Below are 23,575 nucleotides of genomic sequence, written 5' to 3'. Positions count from 1 at the left end.
CTCAATCCTTTGACGCGGATTGCGCGAGGAACGCCGTCACGGCGTCCCGATGCTCTGCGCTGGTGTAGCAGATGGCCTGGGCCTGGCTGCCGAGACTGAAGATGTCATGTGCGGAACGCTCGAAGGTCTCGTTCAGGATCTTCTTGCCCAGCGCCAGCGCCGTGGGAGATCCCTGAGCCAGTTCGGCTGCCCAGGCCTGCGCTGCCGGGAGCAGTTCAGCCGAGGCCACCTTGCGATCGACGATGCCGAGCGACAGCGCTTCGTCGGCCTCGATCATGCGCCCGGTGAAGATCAGCTCCTTGGCCTTGGGAAGCCCGACCCGGCGCGGCAGGAAATACAGGCCGCCGCCATCGGGTATCAGGCCTCGCTTGATATACGACCAGGTGAATTTCGATCGTTCCGTTCCCATGACGAAGTCGCAGGCAAGCGCGGTGTCCGCACCGAGGCCCGCCGCGGCACCGTTGACGGCGGCAATCGTCGGTTTCGGCAGGCCGAGCAGGAACGACTGCACATGGTGCACGCCCTGCTGACGGCTCCATCCGTTGAATGCGACTTCGCCCTGCGGCGACTCGAGCCGCCGCTTCATCCCGCTGATGTCGCCGCCGGCACAGAAGGCATTGCCGCGCCCGGTCAGCACCAGGGCCTTGATCGCCTTGTCGCGGGCGACGGTCTCGAGCGCATTGACGAACTCGGCGCGCATCTCGTCGCTCATGGCGTTGCGCCGTTCCGGCCGGTTGAAGGCGATCGTCGCGACACCGGCTTCTGCGGAAAATTCGATGAGCTGATAGGCCATGGCAAGCTCCGTGGTTGGAGTCGGCTCCCGAATGCCGTTCAGGCCGTGCCATTTCCTCAATGAGCCGTGCGCGGCCGGGCATTCTTCTTGCCCGTGCCTATATCGGCTTGCGCCATCAGGCACATCCCCCTAATTCCACTTAGTGGAAATGGCTTAGCGGGAATTCCTGGGAGGCTGGAGATGGCGCAGGCGCGCAGATATGCGGGCGGGGTTGATGGCAACCGGTCGCTCGAAAGGGGCGTCGAAATCCTGAGGGCCTTCCGGCCCGGCGTCGACACGCTGGGCAACGGCGAGATTGCGGAGCGAACCGGTTTGCCGCGATCGACGGTCAGCCGGCTGACACGAACGCTGGTCAACTCCGGGATGCTCGACGAAGTCCGCGCTGAGCGAACCTACCGCCTTGCCGCATCCGTCATCAGTATCGGCCACGCGATGCGGACGGGATCACCCGCGCTCAACGCGATCGGGGCCATGATGCGGGCGGAATCCGCGAAGCGCCGGCTGAACGTGGGGTTAGCGACCGCTGACAGAACCGTGATGGTCTATCTTGAATCGATCCGCTACAGCCCCCGCGCGGCGCTGCGCAACGTGGTCGCCGGGCAGCAGGTGCCGATGGAGTTGACGTCGCTCGGTCGCGCCTATCTGGCGGGCATTGCGGAAACCGAGCGCGAGCGATTGCTAAAACTGTTCAAACGGCGCAGCGCTGCGGCCACGAAGGCGCTGCTCGCGGACGTCAGGACATCGATCAGCGCCGTCGAACGCGACGGCTATTGCGCGGTGTCGTGGCAGCCAGCCGTTTTTGCCGTCGCAACGCCCATCGTGCTCGACGGGCTTCCGGTCTACGCATTGAACATGAGCCTGCAAAATGTCGATCGATCCGATGCGCTGGCGAGCGAGATCGGCTCATACCTCAATGCCTTCGCGGCCAAGTGCAAGGAGGTGCTGGCGGGCCGTTGATGGCAACGATGCCGCTGCGCCCCGGTCCTCGAACCAGGCGCGCCATTCAGAATGGACCACGAGGGGTGCCTTCGTTAGCGGCCGCCGAGCGCCCGAAGCGCATTCACGATCACCGCAACGTCGATCGCCTCTTGTATCAAGGCCCCTTGTACCGGCGTCAGGTAACCCAGCGCGGCGGCCACCATTCCGATGACCGAGAGCCCCATTCCGGCAAAGACACCCTCCAAAGCGATGAAACGGGAACGTCGGGCGATCTCGATCGCCGGCACGATGCGGTCGAGATGATCCACCAGAATGACGACGTCGGCGGCCTCGGCGGATGCAGTAGCGCCCCTGGCTCCCATGGCCACGCCGACGTCGGCCGCGGCAAGCGCGGGCGCGTCGTTGACGCCGTCGCCAACCATCATGACGGGGCCGTTTTTCCGCTCTGAGAGCACGACCAGGACCTTCTGATCCGGCGTCAGCCCCGCACGAACCGAATCGATGTCCAGACCGGCAGTGATCGCCTCGGCCACCTCGCGGCGATCTCCCGTTGCCAGAACGATCCGCTGGACTCCCAGGGTTCTCAAACGCTGAAGGAGAAATTGTGTGCCGGACCGCAGCTCGTCGGCCAGCCTGATCTCGCCCGCCATATGACCGTCGATTGCAACGGCAACAGTGGCGGCGCCGGCATCCCTTGACGGCTGGACGGAATTCTCCACGGCTTGCGTCAATTTCGAGGTTACGAACCTGACACCACCGACCGCGACGGATTGCCCTTCCACGACGCCCTGGACGCCCTCGCCCGGCGTTTCGGCGACGCTGGATGGGATGGTGAGCTTGAGCTGACGGCTCTGAGCCTCGGCAACGATGGTCTGGGCGATGATGTGCTTGGACGCTTGATCAAGCGAGGCTGCGAGGCGCAACACATCGTCGGGATCGGCATTGGCCGATACGTTGACGGCCACGACCTTCGCCCTGCCGTCGGTGAGAGTGCCGGTCTTGTCGAGGACCAGCGAATTGATGCGCGCGAGCGCTTCGATCGCCTTGCCTCCCTTGATCAGAATGCCATGTCTCGCCGCCCGGGACAGGCCGGACACGATGGCAACCGGCACAGCGAGAATGAGGGGACACGGCGTCGCAATGACGAGAACGGCGACCGCACGGACCGGATCGCCGGTGAAGAACCAGGCGGCGGCCGCGATCAGCACGGTCATCGCGAGGAACACCATCGCAAAGCGATCGGCAAGCCGCGACATCGGCGCCTTGGAGCGCTGCGCGCCTTCGACCAGGCGCACGATGCTGGCATAAGTGCTTTCGGCGGCACGGCGCGATACGACGAGATCGAATGCGTCGCCGGCGTTGGTCGATCCGCTCATCGCCTCGTCGCCGGCATGTTGCTGGACCGGGATCGGCTCTCCCGTGAGCGCGGATTGATCCAACACCGCGAGGGTGCTGGCCACCACGCCGTCGACCGGGACGACATCGCCCTGCCGGATCAACAGACGGTCGCCCGGCGCAATCAGGTCCAGCGCCACCTCTTCCAGTCCGCCGTCCCGATACTGAACGGCCGTTCGAGGCACCCGCGCCAGCAGCGCCGTCATCTCGCCGCGCGCGTGGCGTTCGGCAAAGGCTTCGAGAAATTGCCCACCGGCATACATCAGGGCAACGACGATCGCCGCCAGCTCCTCCCCCACGACGAGGGCGGCAACCATCGACAAGGCTGCAACGATATCGAGGCCGACTTCACCGCGTCGCAGGCTCGTGACGATGTCGTACACGAGCACGATCAGAACCGGAATCGTGAACATCGCCCAGACACCATCCTGCCACGCGGCCTGTCCGAGCAGCGGAATGGCAAAGCCAAAGGCAAGACCGAACGCCGGCAACACGACCAGCAGGGCTCGAACCAGGAAGCCGGCAAGCATTCAATCGACCTCGTTGCGCGACCAAAATCGGGACGGCTGTCGCCAGATTGCCCACGCGGAGCGTCCCGGATTCAATCGCTGTCGGCGCTCTCGAGACGGGCGCCCGGCCGGAATTCTACACCACCGTACCAAACAATTTTCCGATACCGGCGGTCAGCGCCAGAGCAAACGCGCCCCAAAACGTCACTCGAGTGGTGGCGCGCAGGACGTTGGCGCCGCCGGCCTTTGCGCCGATCGCCCCCAGCACGGCGAGAAAGGCCAGCGATGCCGCGGATACGACCGGCACCAGCGCGTTGACCGGGGATATGGCGACCATCAGCAAGGGCATGGCGGCGCCCACCGAGAACATGGCCGCCGACGCGAGCGCGGCCTGGATGGGCCGGGCTGCGGTGACTTCCGAGATTCCCAATTCGTCGCGTGCATGGGCCTTCAATGCGTCCTTGGCCATCAACTGCTCGGCCACCTGCCGCGCCAAGTGCCCGTCGACGCCGCGCTTGACGTAGATGTCGGCAAGTTCGTCGAGTTCAAACGCCGGGTTCTCGCTCAATTCCCTGGCTTCCCGCGCAAGATCGGCCTGCTCGGTATCCGACTGCGAACTGACGGAAACATATTCGCCGGCTGCCATCGACATGGCACCGGCCACCAATCCCGCAATTCCCGCGATCAAGACGTCGTTTCGCGTTGCGGCTGCCGCGGCAACGCCGACAATCAGACTCGCGGTGGAGATGATGCCGTCATTGGCTCCGAGAACGGCGGCTCTCAACCATCCGATCCTATCGACCAGATGATTTTCGGGATGCGCGCGAAGGCGGCTCATGTCCAAATAATCCCTGAAGCGCCTAGAATGCCGCCCGCGCTATCTGTCGGAGTGAGGCAGCATTCGCACGAGCGTGCGATCGCGAAATATCCAGTGATGGACCAGCGCGGCGGCAGCGTGGAAGGCTGCGAGAATCACCAGTGCATGGGCGAGAATTTCGTGCACCTCCTTCACATTCCGGGCGAAGGCACGATCATTCAGCCAAGGCGAAGGAATCTCGGCCAGACCAAACAGCGGCAGGGCATCGCCGCGCGCAAACTGAAGCACGATGCCGACGACGGGAACCGCGACCAGCAACACATAGAGGCTGTAGTGCGCGATCCGGGCGGCAGGATCCAGCCACTGTCCCATCCAGTCGCCAAATTCGGTCGCTTCCGACTGTGGAGACGGATCAACCAACCGCCAGGTCAGGCGCGCGACGAGAAGGGCGAGCACGGCTATTCCCGCAGAAACGTGAACGAACAGTCCGGATTCACGCGGCCCTCCTTTGGGCAGCACATCGCCAAAAATCCCGAGCGCCCAGGCGAGAGCAACAAGGAACACTGTCAGCCAATGCAGCGCCTGCGCAACCGCACCGTAGTCCTTCGTTGAATTGAATAGCTGCATGTTCAAAGGATATTCCCGCACGGCTGAGATGCATTGAGGTGGATCAACCTGATCGCTCCGCGGCGGCAAGGCGCGCTTGTTCAGGCGGAGCGGCTCACGCGCGCCGCAAACGGCTTGATGCGCCGCTTGCCCGCAGCAGGGCATGAGATCTTGGCGGGATTGTCGATCGTCGAGAAATGGCGCGCCCGGAACGATTCGAACGTCCGACCCTCAGATTCGTAGTCTGATGCTCTATCCAGCTGAGCTACGGGCGCGTTTTTCGCGAACAGTGCGAGCCTGAGCCCGCAGGCAGCCTCCGGACAACGCCGGAGGGGTGCGAAAGAGCGCTCTGACTAACCGCTCTTGCCGCGATTGGCAAGCGCCGGGATGGGGAGATTTTGCAGGGGGATGACAGTTGCCTCGTCATTCCGGGATGGCCCGCAGGGCCAGGCCCGGAATGACGGAAGATAGTCGGGAACGGCCCCTGAAAATGAAGACGCAACTCGGCCTCTGGCCGACTTACGCCCGCGCCCGCTCGTTGCGGATGGAGAGGAGTTCCACCGGGCGGTCGGGAATGACGATCCGGAAGGTGGCACCAATGGTGCCTTCGACCAAATGGATGTCGCCGCCATGGGCGCGGACGAGTTCGGCGGCGATGGCGAGGCCGAGACCGCTGCCGCCGGGGCGGCCGGAGGTCTGGAACGCCTCGAACAGGTGATCCCGGGTCCTTTGGGGCACGCCGGGGCCGGTGTCGGAGACTTCCAGAATGGCAACCGCGCCTTCGCGCTTGCCGGTGATCCGGATTTGCTGCGCGCTGCCCTCGCCCGCCGAATGGCTCTCGAGCGCCTGCGCCGCGTTGCGAACGAGGTTGAGCAGCACGCGGAACAACTGGTCGGGATCGGCGTCGACCGCAAGCCCGCGCTCGATCGCGGCGACCCAGACGATTCCAGCATCGGAGGCGAGGCCCGCGGTCTCGCGCACCTCCAGCACCACCGGCTCGATCGGGATCATCCGCCGGTCGGGCGCCGCCTCCTGGGCGCGGCCGTAGGACAGCGTCGACTGGCAAAAGGCGATGGCGCGCTCGAGCGAACGCACGAGCTTGGGCGCAAAGCGCTGCACCCGCGGATCCGGCACGCTGGCGAGCTGGTCGGACAGAAGCTGGGCCGAAGCCAGCAGATTGCGCAGATCGTGGTTGATCTTGGACACCGCGAGGCCGAGCGCGGCAAGCCGGCTCTTCTGATGCAACATCGACATCAGATCGCGCTGCATGTCCGACAATTCGCGCTCGGCGACCCCGATCTCGTCGCTGCGCTGGCTCGGGACGATGATGCGCGCCGAACTCTCCGGATTTTCGTGGAAGCCGACCAGGCTCGCGGTCAGCCGCCGCATCGGCCGCACGAACAGGTAATGCAGCACGAGATAGACGAGGCCCGCGGTCAGCACCGCGATGATCAGCGCGACCACCACGACGTTGCGGGAGAAGCGGTACATCTGCTGCCGCAGCGGCAATTCGTCGGTGACGATCTCGACGAACTGGGCATTGCCGACGCCGGGCCCGACGATGCGGATGGCCTGGTTGCCGGTCTCCAGCATCATCTGGAACGAGCCGGTGATCGCCTCCCAGGCGGTCATGTCGCGCAGGTCGACGTCATGCTCGATCGCGGCCGGCAGATTGTCGCTGGCGAGCAGCCGGCGCTGCTGACCCATCTTGATCGCGACCGCGCGGGCATTGATGCTCTTGAGGATCTCGCGGGACAACGAATCGGGAACCATGCCGAGCGGGGCGGCGTCGAGCACGAGGGCGGCCGTGTTGGCCGCCGCGACCCGGTCGTTGAGCCGGTTCACCCAGAAGTTGGCGATCGCAGGCACATAGAGCAGGCTGGCCGCGATCATCACGAGGGGGACGGTGAGCAGCAGCAGCTTGCCGGACAGGCCGAGCCCGGCCGCCCCACGCGGCCGCGTCGCCGGCTGGTCCGGCTGATCCAGATCCTGGACCGGCTGGCGATCTGTCGCTGCCACGAAATTCGCCCCTGTTGGCCTTGGGTGATGGAGGATGCGACCCGCCCCGGTGTCCGGTCAAATTACGGATCGCTAATCTGCCAAGGTGGGATGTAAGCGTTGATATGGCGAGTCGCCACCTCAAGGGTTAAAAACCCCGCGCGAGCAGCGATATTCACCGGAATCGCGCGCTCTTGCGGCGTTGACGAAAACAAGCCGCTCGCATATAAGCCGCGCAATTGTCCGCGATGACCCGGTGTGACGCCGGGAGCGGCTCTCTTGGGGCCGAAAAAGGCTCGTTTTGGGCAGCATCTTCCGGGCTTTATCATCAATTCTACAGGCAAATTGCCCGGTCAGCGGAGAAAAACCCGTGAAGCGGACTTATCAACCCAGCAAACTGGTGCGCAAGCGCCGTCACGGTTTCCGTGCCCGTCTCGCCACAGCCGGCGGCCGCAAGGTCCTCGCCGCTCGCCGCGCCCGCGGCCGCAAGCGTCTGAGCGCCTGAGCCAGACCCCCTTTTTGGGATTTCATCATGGATCGGCTGAGGCAGCGGGCGGATTTCCTCGCCGTTGCCAATGGCGCGCGGGTGAACAGTCCCGCGTTCGTCCTGCAAAGCCTTGACCGCCGCCAGAATCTTGGCCGCGACGACAGCGGCCCGATCCGGATCGGCTTTACCGTCACCAAAAAGAACGGCAACGCCCCCGAGCGCAATCGCATCCGGCGCCGGCTTCGCGAAATGGTGAAGCGGCTCGACCCGGTGTCGATGCAGCCCCATCATGATTATGTGCTGGTCGGCCGGAGGGACGCGCTCTCGCGTGACTTCGCCACCATGCTCGACGATCTCCGAACGGCGCTCACGAAGCCCTCGCGGCAGGCGTACAAGGGACGCGGTCCAAGGCCGGGTTCAAGCCGAGTTCCTTCAAGGCCAGATCCTTCAAGGCCAGATCCTGGCCCCGCTGCAGCCGCCAGCCGCAAACCCGATTGATGACGAGACATTAGATGATGACCGACAATCGCAATACCATCCTCGCCGTCATTCTATCGGGCCTGGTGCTGATCGCCTGGCAGTATTTCTACAACGTGCCGGCGATGGAGAAGCAGCGCGCCCAGCAGCAGGCGACCGAGCTCCAGAAGGGCACGCCGCAGCCGACGGCGTCGGCGACGCCGGGCGCAGCCCCGCAGCCCGGCGCTCCCGCACAGCCGTCGACCCCGGGCGCGACCCAGCCCGGCCAGCCAGTCGTTGCCCGCGACACCGCGATCGCTTCCAGCCCGCGCGTGAAGATCGACACGCCGCGGCTTTCCGGCAGCGTGTCGCTGAAGGGCGGCCGCATCGACGACATCGCGCTGCTGCAGTTCCGCGAGACGGTGGACCCGAAATCGCCGCCGATCATCCTCTATTCGCCCTCGGGCACAGCTGAGCCCTATTACGCCGAGTTCGGCTGGGTCGCGGCGACCGGTGTCACGGCGAAGATGCCCGATGCGCAGACCGTCTGGCAGCAGGAGGGGTCCGGCAGCCTGACGCCGCCCACGCCCGTGGTGTTGAAGTGGGACAATGGGGATGGCCTCACTTTCCGCCGCACCATCGCGGTCGACGACCACTATCTGTTCACGATCAAGGACGAGGTGAGCAATGTCGGCAATGCGCCGGTCACGCTCTATCCGTTCGCGCTGATCTCGCGTCACGGCGCCCCGCAGGTCTCGGGCTATTACATCCTGCACGAAGGCCTGATCGGCTATCTCGGCGACGAGAAGCTGCAGGAATACGCCTACAAGAAAGTCGACGAAGCCAAGACGGTGAACTTCAACAATGTCACCAACGGCTGGCTCGGCATCACCGACAAATACTGGGCTTCGGCGCTGCTGCCCGACACCGGTGCACGGCTGCAGGCGCGGTTCTCATCGAACCCGGTCGGCAACGTCCACACCTACCAGACCGACTATCTGCTCGACCCCGTCACTGTCGCAATCGGCGGCACTGCGACCGCGAATGCGCGGCTGTTCGCGGGCGCCAAGGAAGCCGGCGTCGTCGGCGTGTTCCCGTTCGCCGGCCTCGGCGGCTACAACAAGGAGCTCGGCCTCAACCATTTCGATCTCTTGATCGACTGGGGCTGGTTCTACTTCATCACCAAGCCGATGTTCCTCGGCCTCGACTTCTTCTACCGCTTCTTCGGCAATTTCGGCATCTCGATCCTGCTCGTGACCGTGATCGTGAAGCTCTTGTTCTTCCCGCTGGCGAACAAGTCCTACGCCTCGATGGCGAAGATGAAGTCGGTGCAGCCGCAGCTTGCGGCGCTGAAAGAGCGCTATCCCGACGACAAGGTGAAGCAGCAGCAGGAGATGATGGAGATCTACCGCAAGGAGAAGATCAATCCGGTCGCCGGCTGTCTTCCCGTGGTGATCCAGATTCCGGTGTTCTTCTCGCTCTACAAGGTGCTGTTCGTCACCATCGAGATGCGGCACGCGCCGTTCTTCGGCTGGATCAAGGACCTCTCCGCGCCGGATCCGACCAATCTGTTCACCCTGTTCGGCCTGATCCCGTTCGACCCGACCACGCTGCCGCTGTTCGGCCACTACCTCGCGCTCGGCATCTGGCCGATCATCATGGGCATCACGATGTGGTTCCAGATGAAGCTGAACCCGACGCCGCCGGATCCGACCCAGCAGATGATCTTCAACTGGATGCCGCTGATCTTCACCTTCATGCTGGCGGGCTTCCCGGCAGGCCTCGTGATCTACTGGGCCTGGAACAACACGCTTTCGGTGCTGCAGCAGAGCTTCATCATGCGCCGCAACGGCGTGAAGGTGGAATTGTTCGACAATCTCAAGGCGACGTTCGCGAAGAAGGCGACGTAGCGATACTTCGACCCTCATCCTGAGGAGCGGCCGCAAGGCCGCGTCTCGAAGGATGGCCACGGGCACCGGGGCCTTCATGGTTCGAGACGGCGCTTACGCGCCTCCTCACCATGAGGGATCAACAGAAAGCCTTCGCATGACCGACGACAAAGATGCGAAGCTGACCGAGGCCGGGCGAAAACTGTTCACCCGCGACTGGCAGTTCATCTGGGCCTCGCCCTCGGTCCAGACGCTGCCGCCGATGGACGGGCTGGAGATCGCCTTTGCCGGCCGCTCCAATGTCGGCAAGTCCAGCCTGATCAACGCGCTCACGGGGCGCAACGCGCTTGCGCGCACCTCGCATACGCCGGGCCGCACCCAGGAACTGATCTTCTTCGAGGTCCCCGGGAAAAAAGACCTGCGCCTCGTCGACATGCCCGGCTATGGCTACGCCAAGGCGCCCAAGAGCCAGGTCGCGTCCTGGACCGAGCTGATCCACAAATTCCTGCTGGGACGCGCCAGCCTCGCGCGCGTCTACGTGCTGGTCGACGCGCGGCACGGGCTCAAGGACGTCGATCTCGAAATCCTTGGGACGCTCGACCGCTCCGCCGTCAGCTACCAGATCGTGCTGACCAAGGCCGACCAGGTGAAGGCGTCCGAGCTTCAGACCTGTATCGCCGAGACGGAGGCGGCGCTGGCCAAGCATCCGGCCGCGTTCCCAAACGTGCTGGCGACCTCGTCACGCAGCTCGACCGGCATGGCCGAACTGCGCGCCGCGATCGCCAAGCTGCTGGAGGAGCGGAGCTCGTGATGGCGCGCCTGCTCATTGGGCTTGCCGGTTTGATGGGCGCCGCCGGCGTCGCGCTGGCCGCCGCCTCCGCCCACGGCGCCGATGCCGGCCGCCTCGCTTCGGCCAGCGCCATGCTGCTGTTTCATGCAACGGCCATACTCACCGCGGTCGCGCTGCTCGCGCGCGGACTTCTGCACGGCGGAATTGGCCTCATTGCCGCGTTCGGCTTCGTGATTGGCGCTGTGCTGTTCGCGGGCGACCTCACCTTGCGGCAATATGCCGGCCATTCGCTGTTTCCCTATGCGGCGCCGACCGGCGGAACGGTGATGATTGCGAGCTGGCTGGCGGTGACGCTGGCGGCGGTGGTGGCGAGGAAGTGACGCGCGATCGACCCTCCCCGTCCAAGGGAGGGTAAGTGCGAACACCCGCTTTGCGCCTCGCCCACCAATCGGATAGAACGCGGCCCGACAGTCCCGCCAGCGAGATCCGCGACATGACCGACATCTCCCCGCTCGACCAGGCCCGTATCCTGTCCGAAGCGCTGCCGCACATGCAGCAGTATGACGAGGAAACCATCGTCATCAAATATGGCGGCCATGCCATGGGCGACGAGGAGACCGCGAAGAACTTCGCCCGCGACATCGTGCTGCTGGAGCAGACCGCGATCAATCCGGTGGTGGTGCACGGCGGCGGGCCGCAGATCGCGACCATGCTCAAGCGCCTCGGCATCGTCTCGGAATTCGCAGCCGGCCTGCGCATCACCGACGCCGCGACCATCGAGATCGTCGAGATGGTGCTGGCGGGCTCCGTCAACAAGCAGATCGTCGGCTACATCAACGAAGCCGGCGGCAAGGCCGTGGGCCTGTCGGGCAAGGACGCCAACATGGTGAAGGCGTCGAAGACGACGCGCACCATCATCGATCCGGACTCGCACATCGAGAGGGCGGTCGATCTCGGCTTCGTCGGCGACCCCGAGAAGGTCGACCTCACGCTGCTCAACCAGCTGATCGGCTATGAGCTGATCCCGGTGCTGGCGCCGCTCGCGACCTCCAAGGACGGCCAGACGCTGAACGTCAACGCCGACACCTTTGCCGGTGCGGTCGCCGGCGCGCTGAAGGCCAAGCGCCTGCTGCTGCTCACCGACGTGCCGGGCGTGCTCGACAAGTCGAAGAAGCTGATTCCGCAATTGTCGGTGAAGGACGCGCGCAAGCTGATCGCCGACGGCACCATTTCCGGCGGCATGATCCCAAAGGTCGAGACCTGCATCTACGCGCTCGAACAGGGCGTGGAGGGCGTCGTCATCATCGACGGCAAGATGCAGCACGCGGTGCTGCTCGAGCTCTTCACCAACCAAGGTACGGGAACGCTGATACACAAGTGATGAGCAAGCGGACAAAGAAAGCCGTCATGGCCGGGCTTGTCCCGGCCATCCACGATCTTTCGACCCGCGCCAAGAACGTGGATGCCCGGGACAAGCCCGGGCATGACGAGGTGAGAGTTCAGAGGCACCGTCGCTCTACCTTCACCCGCGTCCTGATGACCCTGCCCGCCGCGGCCGTCTCGTTCGTCTTCTCTTCCGCGCCGGCCTTTGCCGACCTGAAAATCTGCAACCGCATGTCCTATGTCGTCGAGGCCGCGATCGGAATCGACGACAAGGCGGCGACCGCGACGCGGGGCTGGTTCAGGATCGATCCCGCCACCTGCCGCGTGGTGGTGCAGGGCACGCTCTCCGCCGACCGCATCCTGCTCAACGCCCGCGCACTCGGCGTCTATGGCGCCTCGCCGATCCCGCAGAGCGGCAGCGACACGCTGTGCGTGGCGCAGGACAATTTCGTCATCGCGGCCGCGCGGCAATGCCGCAGCGGCCAGACCCAGGCCGCCTTCACGCAAGTGACGCCGACGCAGGGCGACGACGGCAATCTGGTGACGTATCTCGCCGAGGATTCCGAATATGACGACGAGCAGGCGCGGCTCGCCGGCATCCAGCGGCTGCTGGTGATCATCGGCTACGACGTCGGCGCGATCGACGGCGTCGACGGACCGAAGACGCAAGCCGCGCTGGCCGCGTTCCTGAAGAGTCGCGGGCTGCCGTCCGACGCCGTATCGTCGCCGAATTTCTTCAAGACCATGGTCGATGCGACGCAGACCCCGTCCGCGAGCGGCCTGACCTGGTGCAACGACACGCCGCACAAGGTGATGGCGGCGATCGCCACCGACGACGGCAAGTCCGTGACCAGCCGCGGCTGGTATCGCCTCGATCCCAAGGCCTGCCTGCACCCCGACGTGACCGGCCAGCCGAAACAGATCTTCAGCTTCGCGGAAGCCATCGACGCCGACAACCGCGTCATCAAGCTGAAGGACAAGCCGCTGAACTGGGGCGGCGACAGGCAGCTCTGCACCCGCGAGACCAAGTTCGAGACCAACGAGCAGACCGATTGCGGCACGCGCGGTTTCGCGGCGACGGGATTTGGCGCGGTGGATATGAGCAGCGGCGGCAAGACGCTGCGGTTTGCGATGCCGTGATTGAGAGAGTTCTGATGAAATCCCCCCGCGCCTTCAGCCATGTCGATACATGGGTGTTCGACCTCGACAACACGCTCTACCCGCATCACGTCAATCTGTGGCAGCAGGTCGATGCGCGGATCGGTGAGTTCGTGTGCAACTGGCTGAACGTGAGTCCTGCGGAAGCGCGCAATATCCAGAAGGACTATTACCGGCGCTTCGGCACCACCATGCGCGGCATGATGACCCTGCATGGCGTGCGCGCCGACGACTACCTCGCCTACGTCCACAAGATCGACCACTCGCCGCTGGAGCCGAACCCGGCGCTCGGCGAAGCGATCGCGAGCCTGTCGGGACGCAAGCTGATTCTGACCAACGGCTCGGTCGATCATGTCGACGCCGTGCTGGCGCGGCTCGGATTGGCGGCGCATTTCGACGGCGTGTTCGACATCATCGCGGCCGGCTTCGAGCCAAAGCCGGCGCCGCAGACCTACCGGAAATTCCTCGAGGACCATGCGGTCGACCCGGCCCGCGCCGCGATGTTCGAGGACCTCGCCCGCAACCTCACCGTCCCGCACGAGCTCGGCATGACGACGGTGCTGGTGGTGCCCGACGGCACCAAAGAAGTGGTGCGCGAGGACTGGGAACTGGAGGGCCGCGATGCGGCCCATGTCGACCACGTCACGGATGATCTGACGGGGTTCTTGGGCGGGTTGTCACGATAATAGCCGCCGTCGTCCCGGGGCGCGAAGCGAGCCCGGGACCCAGCCACAGGACGTGGTTGTGGCACAACTCCGAGTCCTCGCAAAACCACCGTCTGTGGCTATGGATCCCGGGCTCGCGCTTCGCGCGCCCCGGGATGACAGCGGAGTATGCCTTGACTCTCCCGGCCCAAATCCCGAAAAAGCCCACCAATCCATCACAATTCCCGTCTGCCTCTGAGGAAATCCCGATGTCCCTCCAAGCCCTCGAATCCACCCTCAACAGCGCCTTCGACGCGCGTGACGGCATCTCGACCACGACCAAGGGCGAGGTGCGCGAGGCCGTGGACCAGGCGCTGGAAATTCTGGACAAGGGCGAGGCGCGCGTCGCCGAGCGCGGCGCCGACGGCAAGTGGAAGGTCAATCAATGGCTGAAGAAGGCCGTGCTGCTGTCGTTCCGCCTGAACGACATGGGCGTCATTCCCGGCGGATCCGGCAAGGCAACCTGGTGGGACAAGGTGCCTTCGAAGTTCGAAGGCTGGGGCGAGAACCGGTTTCGCGATGCCGGCTTCCGCGCGGTGCCTGGTTCGATCGTGCGCCGCTCGGCCTTCATCGCCAAGAACGTCGTGCTGATGCCGTCCTTCGTCAATCTCGGCGCCTATGTCGATGAGAGCACCATGGTCGACACCTGGGCGACCGTCGGCTCCTGCGCGCAGATCGGCAAGCGCGTGCACATTTCAGGCGGCGTCGGCATCGGCGGCGTGCTCGAGCCGCTGCAGGCCGAGCCCGTCATCATCGAGGACGATTGCTTCATCGGCGCGCGCTCCGAGGTCGCCGAAGGCGTGATCGTGCGCAAGGGCGCGGTGCTGTCCATGGGCGTGTTCCTGGGTGCCTCGACCAAGATCGTCGACCGCGAGACCGGCGAGATCTTCATGGGCGAAGTGCCCGAATATTCGGTGGTGGTGCCCGGCGCCCTGCCCGGCAAGCCCATGAAGAACGGCGAGCCCGGCCCGAGTCTGGCCTGCGCCGTCATCGTCAAGCGCGTCGACGAGCGCACGCGCGCGAAGACCAGCATCAACGAGCTGCTGCGGGATTGATCGGCGCGGCAAGCGCCATTCCCTCACCGTCACCCTGAGGTGGCCGCTTCTTCAGCGGCCCTCGAAGGGCGACGGCCCCGCTCTCGGCCGCTCATCCTTCGAGGCTCCCCCTGCGGTGCTCTGCACCGCAGGCCTCGCACCTCAGGATGACGGGTCTGGCTTGGAATCGAACCGCATCACCCCTCAACACGACCAATCTTCGGGCGGCCACCCGCCCGGAGCCATTCGCATGGACTGGACCTGGTATCTCTTCCGCTTCGACGGCCGCATCAACCGTGCCTTGCTGTGGCAGGCGCTGCTGATCGTCGCGTTGCTGGCAGCCCTGCTCGGGATGATCGATCAGGCGATCCACGTCGCGAACGGCCAGACATCATTCAAATATTCCTTGGAGTTCGATTTCGGGCTCGACGACCTCTTCCGGGCGGTCGACCCCCGCGCCTATCCGCTGCTGCCGTCCGCCGACCGCCCGACCTTGATGCTGAAGGTCCTCGGCACTTCGCTGTTCTTCTGGATCTACCTCGCGACAGCGATCAAACGGCTGCACGATCGCGACCGCAGCGGCTGGTGGATCGTCCCTTTCTTCTTCGTCCCAAGACTGCCGTTTCATTTCTGGGACCTGCTGCCCGACTCCAGCTGGTTTGCTCCGTTCGACTGGGCCGTCCACGCGCTGTGGCTGTGGGGCCTCGTCGAAATGTTCATCGTGCCGGGCACTTCGGGCCACAACCGGTTCGGCCCCGATCCACTCGCCGCGGTCGAGGACGGCTCCGCATCCGCCTCGTCCCCTGCAAAAAGCTGGGACCAGCAAAGCGAGCTCGAATTCGTGCCGCCCAGCGCTAGCCCTCCCGGCGGCATGCATGTTAAGCGGGGCGCATGACCGATGCTCTCTCGATTGCCCGCGATCTCATCCGCTGCCCCTCGGTAACTCCGGCTGACGCCGGTGCACTCGGAGTGCTTGAACAAGCGCTCACCGCCGCCGGCTTCACCTGCCACCGTGTGACGTTCTCCGAGCCCGGCACCGCCGACGTCGACAATCTCTATGCGCGCATCGGCACTGAAGCCCCGCACATCACCTTTGCCGGCCACACCGACGTGGTGCCTCCGGGCGACGAGAGCGCCTGGAGCGTCGGCGCATTCTCCGGCGAGGTGAAGGACGGCTTCCTGCACGGTCGCGGCGCGGTCGACATGAAGGGCGGCATCGCCTGTTCGGTCGCCGCTGTGCTGGAGCATCTCGCCGCCCATGACGGCAAGCCGCGCGCGGACGACAAGGGTTCGATTTCCTTCCTGATCACCGGCGACGAGGAAGACGTCTCCATCAACGGCACCATCAAGCTGCTGAAATGGGCCGCCGAGCGCGGCGAGACATTCGACCATTGCGTGCTCGGCGAGCCCTCCAATGTCGAGACGCTCGGCGACACCATCAAGGTCGGCCGCCGCGGCTCGCAATCCGGCACGCTCTATGTCGACGGTGTGCAGGGCCATGTCGCCTATCCGCACCGCGCCTCCAATCCGGTGCCGGATATCTCGCGATTGATCGTTGCGATTAGCGACGAGCCGCTCGATCATGGCAGCGCGCAGTTCCAGGCCTCCAATCTCGAATTCACCTCGGTCGACGTCGGGAACAAGGCCAACAACGTCATCCCCGGCGAGGCCCGTGCAAAGTTCAACATCCGCTACAACGACAACCACACCCAGGCGAGCCTGCGCGAGCTGGTCGAGACGCGGCTGACGAAAGCCTGCGGCAATCGCATCAAGGCCCGCATCGTCTGGGAGCCGTCGAACTCCAACGTGTTCGTCACGAAGCCCGGCCCGTTCACTGATCTCGCGGTCTCCGCGATCGAGGAGGTGACAGGCCGCAAGCCGGAGCTGTCGACCTCGGGCGGCACCTCGGATGCGCGCTTCATCTCCAGCTATTGCCCAGTGATCGAGTTCGGCCTGGTCGGCCAAACCATGCATCAGGTCGACGAGCGCGTGCCGGTCAAGGATCTGGAGACGCTGACGAAGGTGTATCGGGGGATACTGACGCGGTATTTTGGGTAGGCGCTAATCGCCGCCAGCCGCTCCGCCGTCATGCCCGGGCTTGTCCCGGCCATGACGCTGTGGCGGCGTCAGGTTCTAATAATCCACCTTCACCAGGTACAGCCCGTCCGGCGGAGCAACGATACCGCAGGCGGCGCGGTTGCGGGCGACGAGCGCTGCCGAGAGATCGTCCGCGGTCCAGCGTCCCTCGCCGACCCACACCAGCGATCCCACCATCGAGCGCACCTGGCTGTGCAGGAACGACCGCGCCGAGGTGAGAATCGTGATCTCGCGGCCGTCGCGCAGCACGTCGAGCTGGTCGAGCGTCTTCTCCGGCGATTTGGCCTGGCACTCGGTGTCGCGGAACGTCGTGAAATCGTGCTTGCCGAGCAGACGCTGTGCCGCCGCATGCATCGCATCGGCATCGAGCTTGCGCGGCACGCGCCAGGCGTGGCCGATGTCGAGGGCGAGATTGGCGCGGGTGTTGACGATGCGGTAGCGGTAGTGGCGCTTGATGGCGGAGAAGCGCGCCTCGAAGCTGTCAGGCACGATCTCGGCCTCCAGCACCGCGATCGGATGCGGGCGCAGATGGGCATTGAGACCGTCGCGAAATCGGCCGGGCGGAAACTGCTTCTCGATGTCGACATGCGCGACCTGGCCGCGCGCATGCACGCCCGCATCGGTGCGGCCGGCGCCGTGCACGCGCAGATCCGCACCGGTCATCGCCTTCACCGCCGCCTCCAGCGCGCCCTGCACCGACGGTAGCGTGTCCTGCACCTGCCAGCCGAAGAACGGCGCGCCGTCATATTCGATGGTGAGCTTGTAGCGGGGCATCAGGCCAGCCGCATCGGCGGCTTCAGCGGCACCCCGCGCAAGAAGTCTGTGGCCTGCATCCGCGCCTTGCCTTCGCGCTGCAGCTCGATGATGCGGATTGCGCCCTCGCCGCAGGCGATGGTGAACTGATCATCGAGCACATCGCCCGGCGCGCCCGTGCCTTTCGCCAGCTCGCAGCGCAGGATCTTGATACGCGCATTTTCGCCCACGCCCGTAAGCTCGGCCCAGGCGCCGGGAAACGGCGACAGGCCGTGGATGTGGCGCAGCACGGCGTGCGCCGGCCTGGTCCAGTCAATCCGCGCTTCGGCCTTGTCGATCTTGGCGGCATAGGTGATGCCGTCTTCGCCCTGCTTCCTGAGCTGAAGGCCGCCGCGTGCGAGCGCGGCCATCGCCCGCACCATCAGATCGGCGCCGAGGCGCGAGAGGCGATCGTGCAGATCGGCCGCCGTCATGGTGTCGGTGATGGCAAGGCGTTCGGCCATGGCGACGTCGCCGGTGTCGAGCCCGACATCCATCTTCATCACCATCACGCCGCTCTCGGCGTCCCCAGCCATGATGGCGCGGTTGATGGGCGCGGCACCGCGCCAGCGCGGCAGCAGCGAGGCGTGCAGATTGTAACAGCCGAGTTTTGGCGCATCGAGGATCGCCTGCGGCAGGATCATGCCATAGGCGACCACGACGGCCGCATCGGCATCGAAGGCGCGAAATTCGTCGAGCGCTTCCGGCGTCTTCAGCGTCTTCGGCGTCAGCACGGGAACGCCGAGCTTTCGCGCGGCTTCTTCAACCGGGGTCGGCTGCAATTGCAGGCCGCGCCGTCCGCCCGGCTTCGGCGCGCGGGTGTAGACGGCGACGATCTCGTGGCCGTGCCCGACCAGCTCGAGCAGCGTCGGCACGGAAAAATCGGGCGTGCCCATGAAGATCAGGCGGAGGGGCATGACAAGGACTCGATGCGTTCCCTCCCCCCTTGTGGGGGAGGGCTAGGGAGAGGGGTGCCACACGACGCGCTGTTTCGGCACAAGCGTTCGCGGCACGCACTCGATTCAGATGACGGATAGACTTCTGCCTAGGCTACCCCTCTCCCCCGCCCTCCCCCACAAGGGGGGAGGGAGCGCAGCGGAGTACTGGGCAGCCTTCACACTACCTTACTCCGCGCGCTTGGCGGCTTTCTCGAACTTCTTGATGACGCGGTCGCGCTTGAGCTTCGACAGATAGTCGACGAACAAGACGCCGTTGAGATGGTCGATCTCGTGCTGGATGCAGGTGGCATAGAGGCCTTCGGCATCCTCCTCGTGCACCTTGCCGTCCAAATCAGTGAAGCGCACGCGCACCTTGGCGGGCCGTTCGACCTCCTCGTAATATTCTGGGATCGACAGACAGCCTTCCTCGTAGACGGAGAGCTCCTCGGACGAGGCAATGACCTCCGGATTGATGAAGACGCGCGGCTCGGGCTTGGTCTCGCCGTTCTCGTCGCGCTTGGCGAGGTCCATGGTGATCAGCCGCAAAGGCTGCGCGATCTGGATCGCCGCCAACCCGATACCGGGCGCGTCGTACATGGTCTCGAACATGTCGTCGGCAAGCTTGCGAATCTCGGCCGTGACCTTCTCGATCGGCTTGGAGACCAGACGCAGCTGCTTGTCGGGCAGGATGATGATTTCTCTGAGGGCCATGGCCGCGATTTAAGCCGCGCGCCGGATGCGGTCAATGCGGCTGGGGAACCCCGTTAACCCTACGCTAACCATAAAACTTCAGGTTTCGTTAACCATGAAAATTAACGGGGCATTTACCCCGAAATGTTCGCTATTCGTTCGTGCGACCCGCCGAATCGGCTAGAAGGACAGGCATGAACGAGATCATTTTCGTGGCTGGCGACTGGCCGGTGCGCGCCATCGATGCGCTGATCGGCTTCGGCGCCCTTGTCCTCATCCTGCTGGTGGCGATCACCGTCGTGATCGCGCGCTCGGGACGGCGCGGCGCGGAACTCGCCATGGCGCATGCCATCCGCGCCGACGAGCTCGAGGAGCGCCTGAGCCAAGTGCTGCATGCCCAGAGCGAGGCCTCGGGCCGGGTCGACGCCATGAGCCAGGCGCTGGCCGGACGCCAAGCCGACATGGCGCGGGCGGTCAACGAGCGGCTGGATTCGGTGACCCATCGCGTCGGCCAGTCCATGGAAAACACCACCCGCAACACCATGGAGAGCCTGCGCGCGCTGCACGAGCGGCTCGGCATCATCGACAACGCGCACAAGAACCTCACCGACCTCACCACGCAGGTGACGACCTTGCGCGACGTGCTCGCCAACAAGCAGTCGCGCGGCGCCTTCGGCCAGGCGCGGATGGAGGCGATCGTCCAGGATGGTCTTCCAAAGGGCGCCTACGAATTCCAGTTCACGCTTTCGACGGGCAAGCGGCCCGATTGCGTGGTGTTCCTGCCCGACCAGCGCCCGCTTTGCATCGACGCGAAATTCCCGCTGGAGGCGATGACCGCGCTGCACGACGCCCGCAGCGACGAGGAGAAGCGGATCGCCACGCAGCGGCTGCGCAGCGACGTGATGAAGCATGTCAGCGACATCGCCGAAAAATATCTCGTCACCGGCGAGACCCAGGAGATGGCGCTGATGTTCGTGCCGTCGGAATCGGTCTACGCCGAGATCCACGACGGCTTCGACGACATCATCCAGAAGGCCTATCGCGCCCGCGTCGTGCTGGTGTCGCCCTCGCTGCTGATGCTGGCGATCCAGGTGATGCAGCAGATCATGAAGGACGCGCGCATGCGCGACGCCGCCGACCAGATCCGCACCGAGGTGATCAAGCTCGGCGACGACCTGGGACGCCTGCGCGACCGCGTGACGAAGCTGCAGAAGCACTTCGCCGACGCCAACGAGGATGTCCGCCAGATCCTGATCTCCGCCGACAAGATCGAGAAGCGCGCCGGGCGAATCGAGGAGCTCGATTTCAGCAAGACGGATGCGCCGGAGGGCCCGCATCTGGTGGCGACCGGTGCGCCGGAGCTGTTTCCGCGGAAGCTCCAGGCGGGGGAGTGAGATTTAGGGCACACTGTCATGCCCCGCGCAGGCGTGACATCCAGTACGCCGCGGCGATCGCGATTGAACCGAGTTGCCGGCGATTACTGGATCGTCCGCCTTCGCGCACGATGACAGCGACAGGGCGTTGAGAGCTCCCGCCCCACGGACTTGGGCGAGAGAGTCTTTTCAGCCAGAATCTGCTAACACCTCTTCATGAACGCACCCGACGCGACCTCCCCTGCCATCACCGACACGCCCGCCACGTCCTGGCGCGACAGTCTGGCCGTTTACCTGCAGCAGCGCGTGCTGATCGTGCTGTTCCTCGGCTTCTCCTCTGGGCTGCCACTGGCGTTGTCGGGCTCGACGCTGCTGGTGTGGATGCGGGAGGCCGGGGTCGATCTCGGGACGATCGGGCTGTTCGCGCTGGTCGGCACGCCCTACACGCTGAAATTCCTCTGGGCGCCGCTGGTGGATGCGCTGCATGTGCCGCTGTTCACGCGCGCGTTCGGGCGGCGACGCGGCTGGCTGCTGTTCTCGCAACTGCTGCTGATCATCGCGATCCTGCTGCTGGCGCTGACCGATCCCGCGCGCTCGCCGTTCTACGTCGCGCTCGGCGCGCTGCTGGTGGCGACGACGTCGTCGACGCAGGACATCGTGGTCGACGCCTTCCGCGTCGAAAGCCTCCCCGAGAGCGAGCAGGCCGCCGGCATGGCGTCCTATGTCGCAGCCTATCGCATCGGCATGCTGGTCTCGACCGCGGGCGCGCTGTTCATCGTCTCGGGCTTCGAGGACACCGGCATCCCGCGCACATCGGCCTGGATGTGGGGCTATGTGGTGATGGCGGCGATGGTGCTGATCGGCACGGTCACCGCGCTGGCCGCGACCGAGCCCGAGCAATCGGCGCGGGCCGAGGCGGCGACGCAAACCGAGACCGCGTTCGCGCGCGTGCTGCACGCCGCGATCGGTGCCTTCTCGGAATTTCTGGCGCGCAAGGACGCGCTCGCCGCGCTCGCCTTCGTCGTGCTGTTCAAGTTCACCGACGCGTTTTCCGGCACCATGACCGCGCCGTTCGTGATCGACCTCGGCTTCTCCCGCAACGACTATGCGGCGATCGTGAAGGGCGTGGGCCTCGCCGCAACGCTGATCGGCGGCTTTGCCGGCGGCTTCCTGGCCCGGCGCTACCCGCTGGCGACGTGCCTGTGGATCGGCGGCGTGTTGCAGGCCCTCGCGAACCTGTCGTTCTCGTGGCTTGCGTTCGTCGGCACCAGTCAGTGGGCGCTCGCCTTCGCCATTACTTGCGAGAACTTCACCAGCGCCATCGGCACCGTGATCTTCGTCGCCTACCTCTCCGCGCTTTGCCAGAACCCGCTGCACACGGCGACGCAATATGCGCTGCTCACCGCGCTCGCGGCCGTGGGGCGCACTTATCTCTCGTCCGTGGCCGGCTATGTCGCCAAGGCGACCGGCTGGCCGCTGTTTTTTGTGATCTGCGTACTGGTGGCGATCCCGAGCCTGATCCTGCTGACATGGCTGCAGAAGCGCAGGCATTTTGAGTCGCTGGGGCCGGTGAGGGTTTAGCGCGACCCCGTCATGGCCGGGCTTGTCCCGGCCATGACGAAAACAGATCGGTCCCTCTCTGCGGCGAGCGAAGCGAGTGCGCTACTGCTTCTTGATCAGGCTCCACTTCGTGACCACGGCTTCGCTCATCTGGCCGGGATCGCTGGCGCAGGCGACTTCGTCGACCTTGATCGAGATCTCCTTGCCGGTGAACGTCTTCAGCTGCGCGGCCTGGGCATCGCCGCTCGGAACGAGCTGGAAGGTCTCGGGGCCGGTCTCGAGATTGCAGAGCCCGCTCGGCGGCGGCAGGCGGCGCGGCTCGGAGGTGATCTGGTAGGTCGCGATTCGCTTGCCGGCGTTCTTGACGTCTCGCACCTTCATTGCGTTCAACTCGCCCGAGAGCACGTCTCCGGTGTTGATCGGCTTGCCGGGCTTTGACGGCGGCGGAGCTTCGTCGCCCTGCGCCGAGAGCGCCGGGGTCGCCAGCATCGTCATCGTCGCGACCAAAGCCAATCGTGTGGCGAATCGTTTCGTCATGTCGTCCGTTCCGTAGGTCTGGATGGCTAGAACAAGGTTCGCTGCCGCATCGCGGCCGATAGCGTACCTTCGTCGAGATAATCAAGCTCGCCACCGACCGGCACACCGTGCGCTAACCGGGTTACTTTTACGTTGGCGTCCTGAAGCAGGTCGGTGATGTAATGCGCCGTGGTCTGGCCGTCGACCGTGGCATTCAGCGCCAGGATGATTTCGTGCACCTCGGCCGCATGTGCACGCGCGACCAGCGCGTCGATGGTGAGGTCCTGCGGACCGACGCCGTCGAGCGGCGACAAGGTCGCGCCCAGCACATGGTAGCGCCCCTGGGTCGCATTGGCCCGCTCCAGCGCCCAGAGATCGGCGACGTCGGCGACGACGACGATGATGGCGGGATCGCGCCGCGGATCGGCGCAGACCGTGCAGGGATTCTGCGTGTCGATGTTGCCGCAGGTTTTGCAGACCTGGACCTTGTCGAGCGCGACCTGCAGGGCGGACGTCAGCGGCATCATCAGCGCTTCGCGCTTCTTGATCAGATGCAGCGCCGCACGCCGCGCGGAGCGCGGGCCGAGGCCCGGCAGCCGTGCGAGAAGCTGGACCAGCCGCTCGATTTCGGGACCCGCAACAGCGCCCATA

General features: G+C 65.2%; 24 protein-coding genes and 1 tRNA gene. 14 read left to right on the top strand and 11 right to left on the bottom strand.

Features of this window, described 5'->3' with window-relative positions; all coding sequences use genetic code 11:
* Nucleotide 1: 1 nt before the first annotated feature.
* Nucleotides 2-793, bottom strand: coding sequence for an enoyl-CoA hydratase/isomerase family protein (locus tag WHZ77_RS02505; protein WP_375312234.1), 792 nt, complete (start codon nucleotides 791-793; stop codon nucleotides 2-4).
* Nucleotides 794-973: 180 nt separating this feature from the next.
* Here WHZ77_RS02505 and WHZ77_RS02500 point away from each other — a divergent pair, with 180 nt between their 5' ends.
* Nucleotides 974-1,750 (top strand): IclR family transcriptional regulator, encoded by a 777-nt coding sequence (locus WHZ77_RS02500; protein WP_375312233.1) that lies wholly within the window; start codon nucleotides 974-976, stop codon nucleotides 1,748-1,750.
* 74 nt (nucleotides 1,751-1,824) lie between these two features.
* On the opposite strand, the gene WHZ77_RS02495 is transcribed toward WHZ77_RS02500, so the two are convergent.
* The 5 genes from WHZ77_RS02495 to WHZ77_RS02475 all read right to left on the bottom strand — a co-directional run bounded on the left by WHZ77_RS02495 (nucleotide 1,825) and on the right by WHZ77_RS02475 (nucleotide 7,078).
* Entirely contained in the window at nucleotides 1,825-3,657 is a 1,833-nt protein-coding gene (locus WHZ77_RS02495; protein ID WP_375312232.1) for a heavy metal translocating P-type ATPase, read from the bottom strand.
* Nucleotides 3,658-3,772: 115 nt separating this feature from the next.
* Nucleotides 3,773-4,474 carry a VIT family protein gene (locus WHZ77_RS02490; RefSeq protein ID WP_375312231.1) on the bottom strand — a complete coding sequence of 234 codons (702 nt, stop codon included), beginning with the start codon at nucleotides 4,472-4,474 and terminating at the stop codon, nucleotides 3,773-3,775.
* 39 nt (nucleotides 4,475-4,513) lie between these two features.
* Nucleotides 4,514-5,080 carry a cytochrome b gene (locus tag WHZ77_RS02485; protein ID WP_375314648.1) on the bottom strand — a complete coding sequence of 189 codons (567 nt, stop codon included), beginning with the start codon at nucleotides 5,078-5,080 and terminating at the stop codon, nucleotides 4,514-4,516.
* Nucleotides 5,081-5,257: 177 nt separating this feature from the next.
* Nucleotides 5,258-5,334: transfer RNA gene (locus WHZ77_RS02480), tRNA-Arg, on the bottom strand.
* Nucleotides 5,335-5,578: 244 nt separating this feature from the next.
* Nucleotides 5,579-7,078, bottom strand: a complete 1,500-nt coding sequence (locus WHZ77_RS02475; protein WP_375312230.1) for an ATP-binding protein — start codon at nucleotides 7,076-7,078, stop codon at nucleotides 5,579-5,581.
* Nucleotides 7,079-7,427: 349 nt separating this feature from the next.
* Here WHZ77_RS02475 and rpmH point away from each other — a divergent pair, with 349 nt between their 5' ends.
* From rpmH to dapE, 11 genes are all read left to right on the top strand, one after another.
* Nucleotides 7,428-7,562, top strand: coding sequence for a 50S ribosomal protein L34 (gene rpmH, locus WHZ77_RS02470; protein WP_008542748.1), 135 nt, complete (start codon nucleotides 7,428-7,430; stop codon nucleotides 7,560-7,562).
* Between the two features lie 27 nt (nucleotides 7,563-7,589).
* A complete protein-coding gene (gene rnpA / locus WHZ77_RS02465; protein ID WP_375312229.1) occupies nucleotides 7,590-8,042 on the top strand; it encodes a ribonuclease P protein component in 453 nt (150 codons plus the stop codon).
* 17 nt (nucleotides 8,043-8,059) lie between these two features.
* Nucleotides 8,060-9,910, top strand: a complete 1,851-nt coding sequence (gene yidC, locus WHZ77_RS02460) for a membrane protein insertase YidC (RefSeq protein ID WP_375314647.1) — start codon at nucleotides 8,060-8,062, stop codon at nucleotides 9,908-9,910.
* A gap of 136 nt (nucleotides 9,911-10,046) precedes the next feature.
* Nucleotides 10,047-10,700: a ribosome biogenesis GTP-binding protein YihA/YsxC gene (yihA, locus tag WHZ77_RS02455; protein ID WP_375312228.1), complete on the top strand. Its 654-nt coding sequence runs from the start codon at nucleotides 10,047-10,049 to the stop codon at nucleotides 10,698-10,700.
* Complete coding sequence (locus WHZ77_RS02450; RefSeq protein ID WP_375312227.1) at nucleotides 10,700-11,059, top strand: DUF423 domain-containing protein; 360 nt, start codon at nucleotides 10,700-10,702, stop codon at nucleotides 11,057-11,059. Before yihA ends, WHZ77_RS02450 begins: the two co-directional genes overlap by 1 nt.
* Nucleotides 11,060-11,172: 113 nt before the next feature.
* The gene (argB, locus tag WHZ77_RS02445) at nucleotides 11,173-12,060 is read left to right on the top strand and encodes an acetylglutamate kinase (RefSeq protein WP_375312226.1); all 888 of its coding nucleotides are present in this window, start codon (nucleotides 11,173-11,175) and stop codon (nucleotides 12,058-12,060) included.
* A 155-nt stretch (nucleotides 12,061-12,215) separates the two neighbouring features.
* A complete protein-coding gene (locus WHZ77_RS02440) occupies nucleotides 12,216-13,202 on the top strand; it encodes a DUF1036 domain-containing protein (protein WP_375314646.1) in 987 nt (328 codons plus the stop codon).
* 14 nt (nucleotides 13,203-13,216) lie between these two features.
* Nucleotides 13,217-13,906, top strand: a complete 690-nt coding sequence (locus WHZ77_RS02435; RefSeq protein ID WP_375312225.1) for a pyrimidine 5'-nucleotidase — start codon at nucleotides 13,217-13,219, stop codon at nucleotides 13,904-13,906.
* A 227-nt stretch (nucleotides 13,907-14,133) separates the two neighbouring features.
* Complete coding sequence (gene dapD, locus WHZ77_RS02430; protein WP_375312224.1) at nucleotides 14,134-14,979, top strand: 2,3,4,5-tetrahydropyridine-2,6-dicarboxylate N-succinyltransferase; 846 nt, start codon at nucleotides 14,134-14,136, stop codon at nucleotides 14,977-14,979.
* A 229-nt stretch (nucleotides 14,980-15,208) separates the two neighbouring features.
* Nucleotides 15,209-15,853: a DUF805 domain-containing protein gene (locus WHZ77_RS02425; RefSeq protein ID WP_375314645.1), complete on the top strand. Its 645-nt coding sequence runs from the start codon at nucleotides 15,209-15,211 to the stop codon at nucleotides 15,851-15,853.
* Nucleotides 15,850-17,016, top strand: a complete 1,167-nt coding sequence (gene dapE / locus WHZ77_RS02420; protein ID WP_375312223.1) for a succinyl-diaminopimelate desuccinylase — start codon at nucleotides 15,850-15,852, stop codon at nucleotides 17,014-17,016. Before WHZ77_RS02425 ends, dapE begins: the two co-directional genes overlap by 4 nt.
* 75 nt (nucleotides 17,017-17,091) lie before the next feature.
* On the opposite strand, the gene truA is transcribed toward dapE, so the two are convergent.
* From truA to def, 3 genes are all read right to left on the bottom strand, one after another.
* Nucleotides 17,092-17,829: a tRNA pseudouridine(38-40) synthase TruA gene (truA, locus tag WHZ77_RS02415; RefSeq protein ID WP_375312222.1), complete on the bottom strand. Its 738-nt coding sequence runs from the start codon at nucleotides 17,827-17,829 to the stop codon at nucleotides 17,092-17,094.
* Nucleotides 17,829-18,764, bottom strand: a complete 936-nt coding sequence (gene fmt / locus WHZ77_RS02410; protein ID WP_375312221.1) for a methionyl-tRNA formyltransferase — start codon at nucleotides 18,762-18,764, stop codon at nucleotides 17,829-17,831. The genes truA and fmt overlap by 1 nt, the downstream gene beginning before the upstream one ends.
* A gap of 207 nt (nucleotides 18,765-18,971) precedes the next feature.
* Nucleotides 18,972-19,496, bottom strand: a complete 525-nt coding sequence (def, locus tag WHZ77_RS02405; RefSeq protein WP_375312220.1) for a peptide deformylase — start codon at nucleotides 19,494-19,496, stop codon at nucleotides 18,972-18,974.
* Nucleotides 19,497-19,669: 173 nt separating this feature from the next.
* Between def and WHZ77_RS02400 the strand changes: the two genes are divergently transcribed.
* The gene (locus WHZ77_RS02400; protein ID WP_375312219.1) at nucleotides 19,670-20,869 is read left to right on the top strand and encodes a DNA recombination protein RmuC; all 1,200 of its coding nucleotides are present in this window, start codon (nucleotides 19,670-19,672) and stop codon (nucleotides 20,867-20,869) included.
* Nucleotides 20,870-21,064: 195 nt separating this feature from the next.
* Entirely contained in the window at nucleotides 21,065-22,429 is a 1,365-nt protein-coding gene (locus tag WHZ77_RS02395) for an MFS transporter (RefSeq protein ID WP_375312218.1), read from the top strand.
* Nucleotides 22,430-22,510: 81 nt separating this feature from the next.
* On the opposite strand, the gene WHZ77_RS02390 is transcribed toward WHZ77_RS02395, so the two are convergent.
* Both WHZ77_RS02390 and recR read right to left on the bottom strand, forming a co-directional pair.
* Nucleotides 22,511-22,945, bottom strand: a complete 435-nt coding sequence (locus WHZ77_RS02390) for a hypothetical protein (RefSeq protein WP_375312217.1) — start codon at nucleotides 22,943-22,945, stop codon at nucleotides 22,511-22,513.
* A gap of 26 nt (nucleotides 22,946-22,971) precedes the next feature.
* The gene (recR, locus tag WHZ77_RS02385; protein ID WP_375312216.1) at nucleotides 22,972-23,574 is read right to left on the bottom strand and encodes a recombination mediator RecR; all 603 of its coding nucleotides are present in this window, start codon (nucleotides 23,572-23,574) and stop codon (nucleotides 22,972-22,974) included.
* Between the last annotated feature and the right edge of the window lies 1 nt (nucleotide 23,575).

The sequence above is a fragment of the Bradyrhizobium sp. A5 genome (assembly GCF_042076515.1).
Taxonomy (GTDB): Bacteria; Pseudomonadota; Alphaproteobacteria; order Rhizobiales; family Xanthobacteraceae; genus Bradyrhizobium; species Bradyrhizobium cosmicum.
Note: the sequence above shows the minus strand (reverse complement) of the source record. Positions and strands in the feature narration are given on the sequence as shown.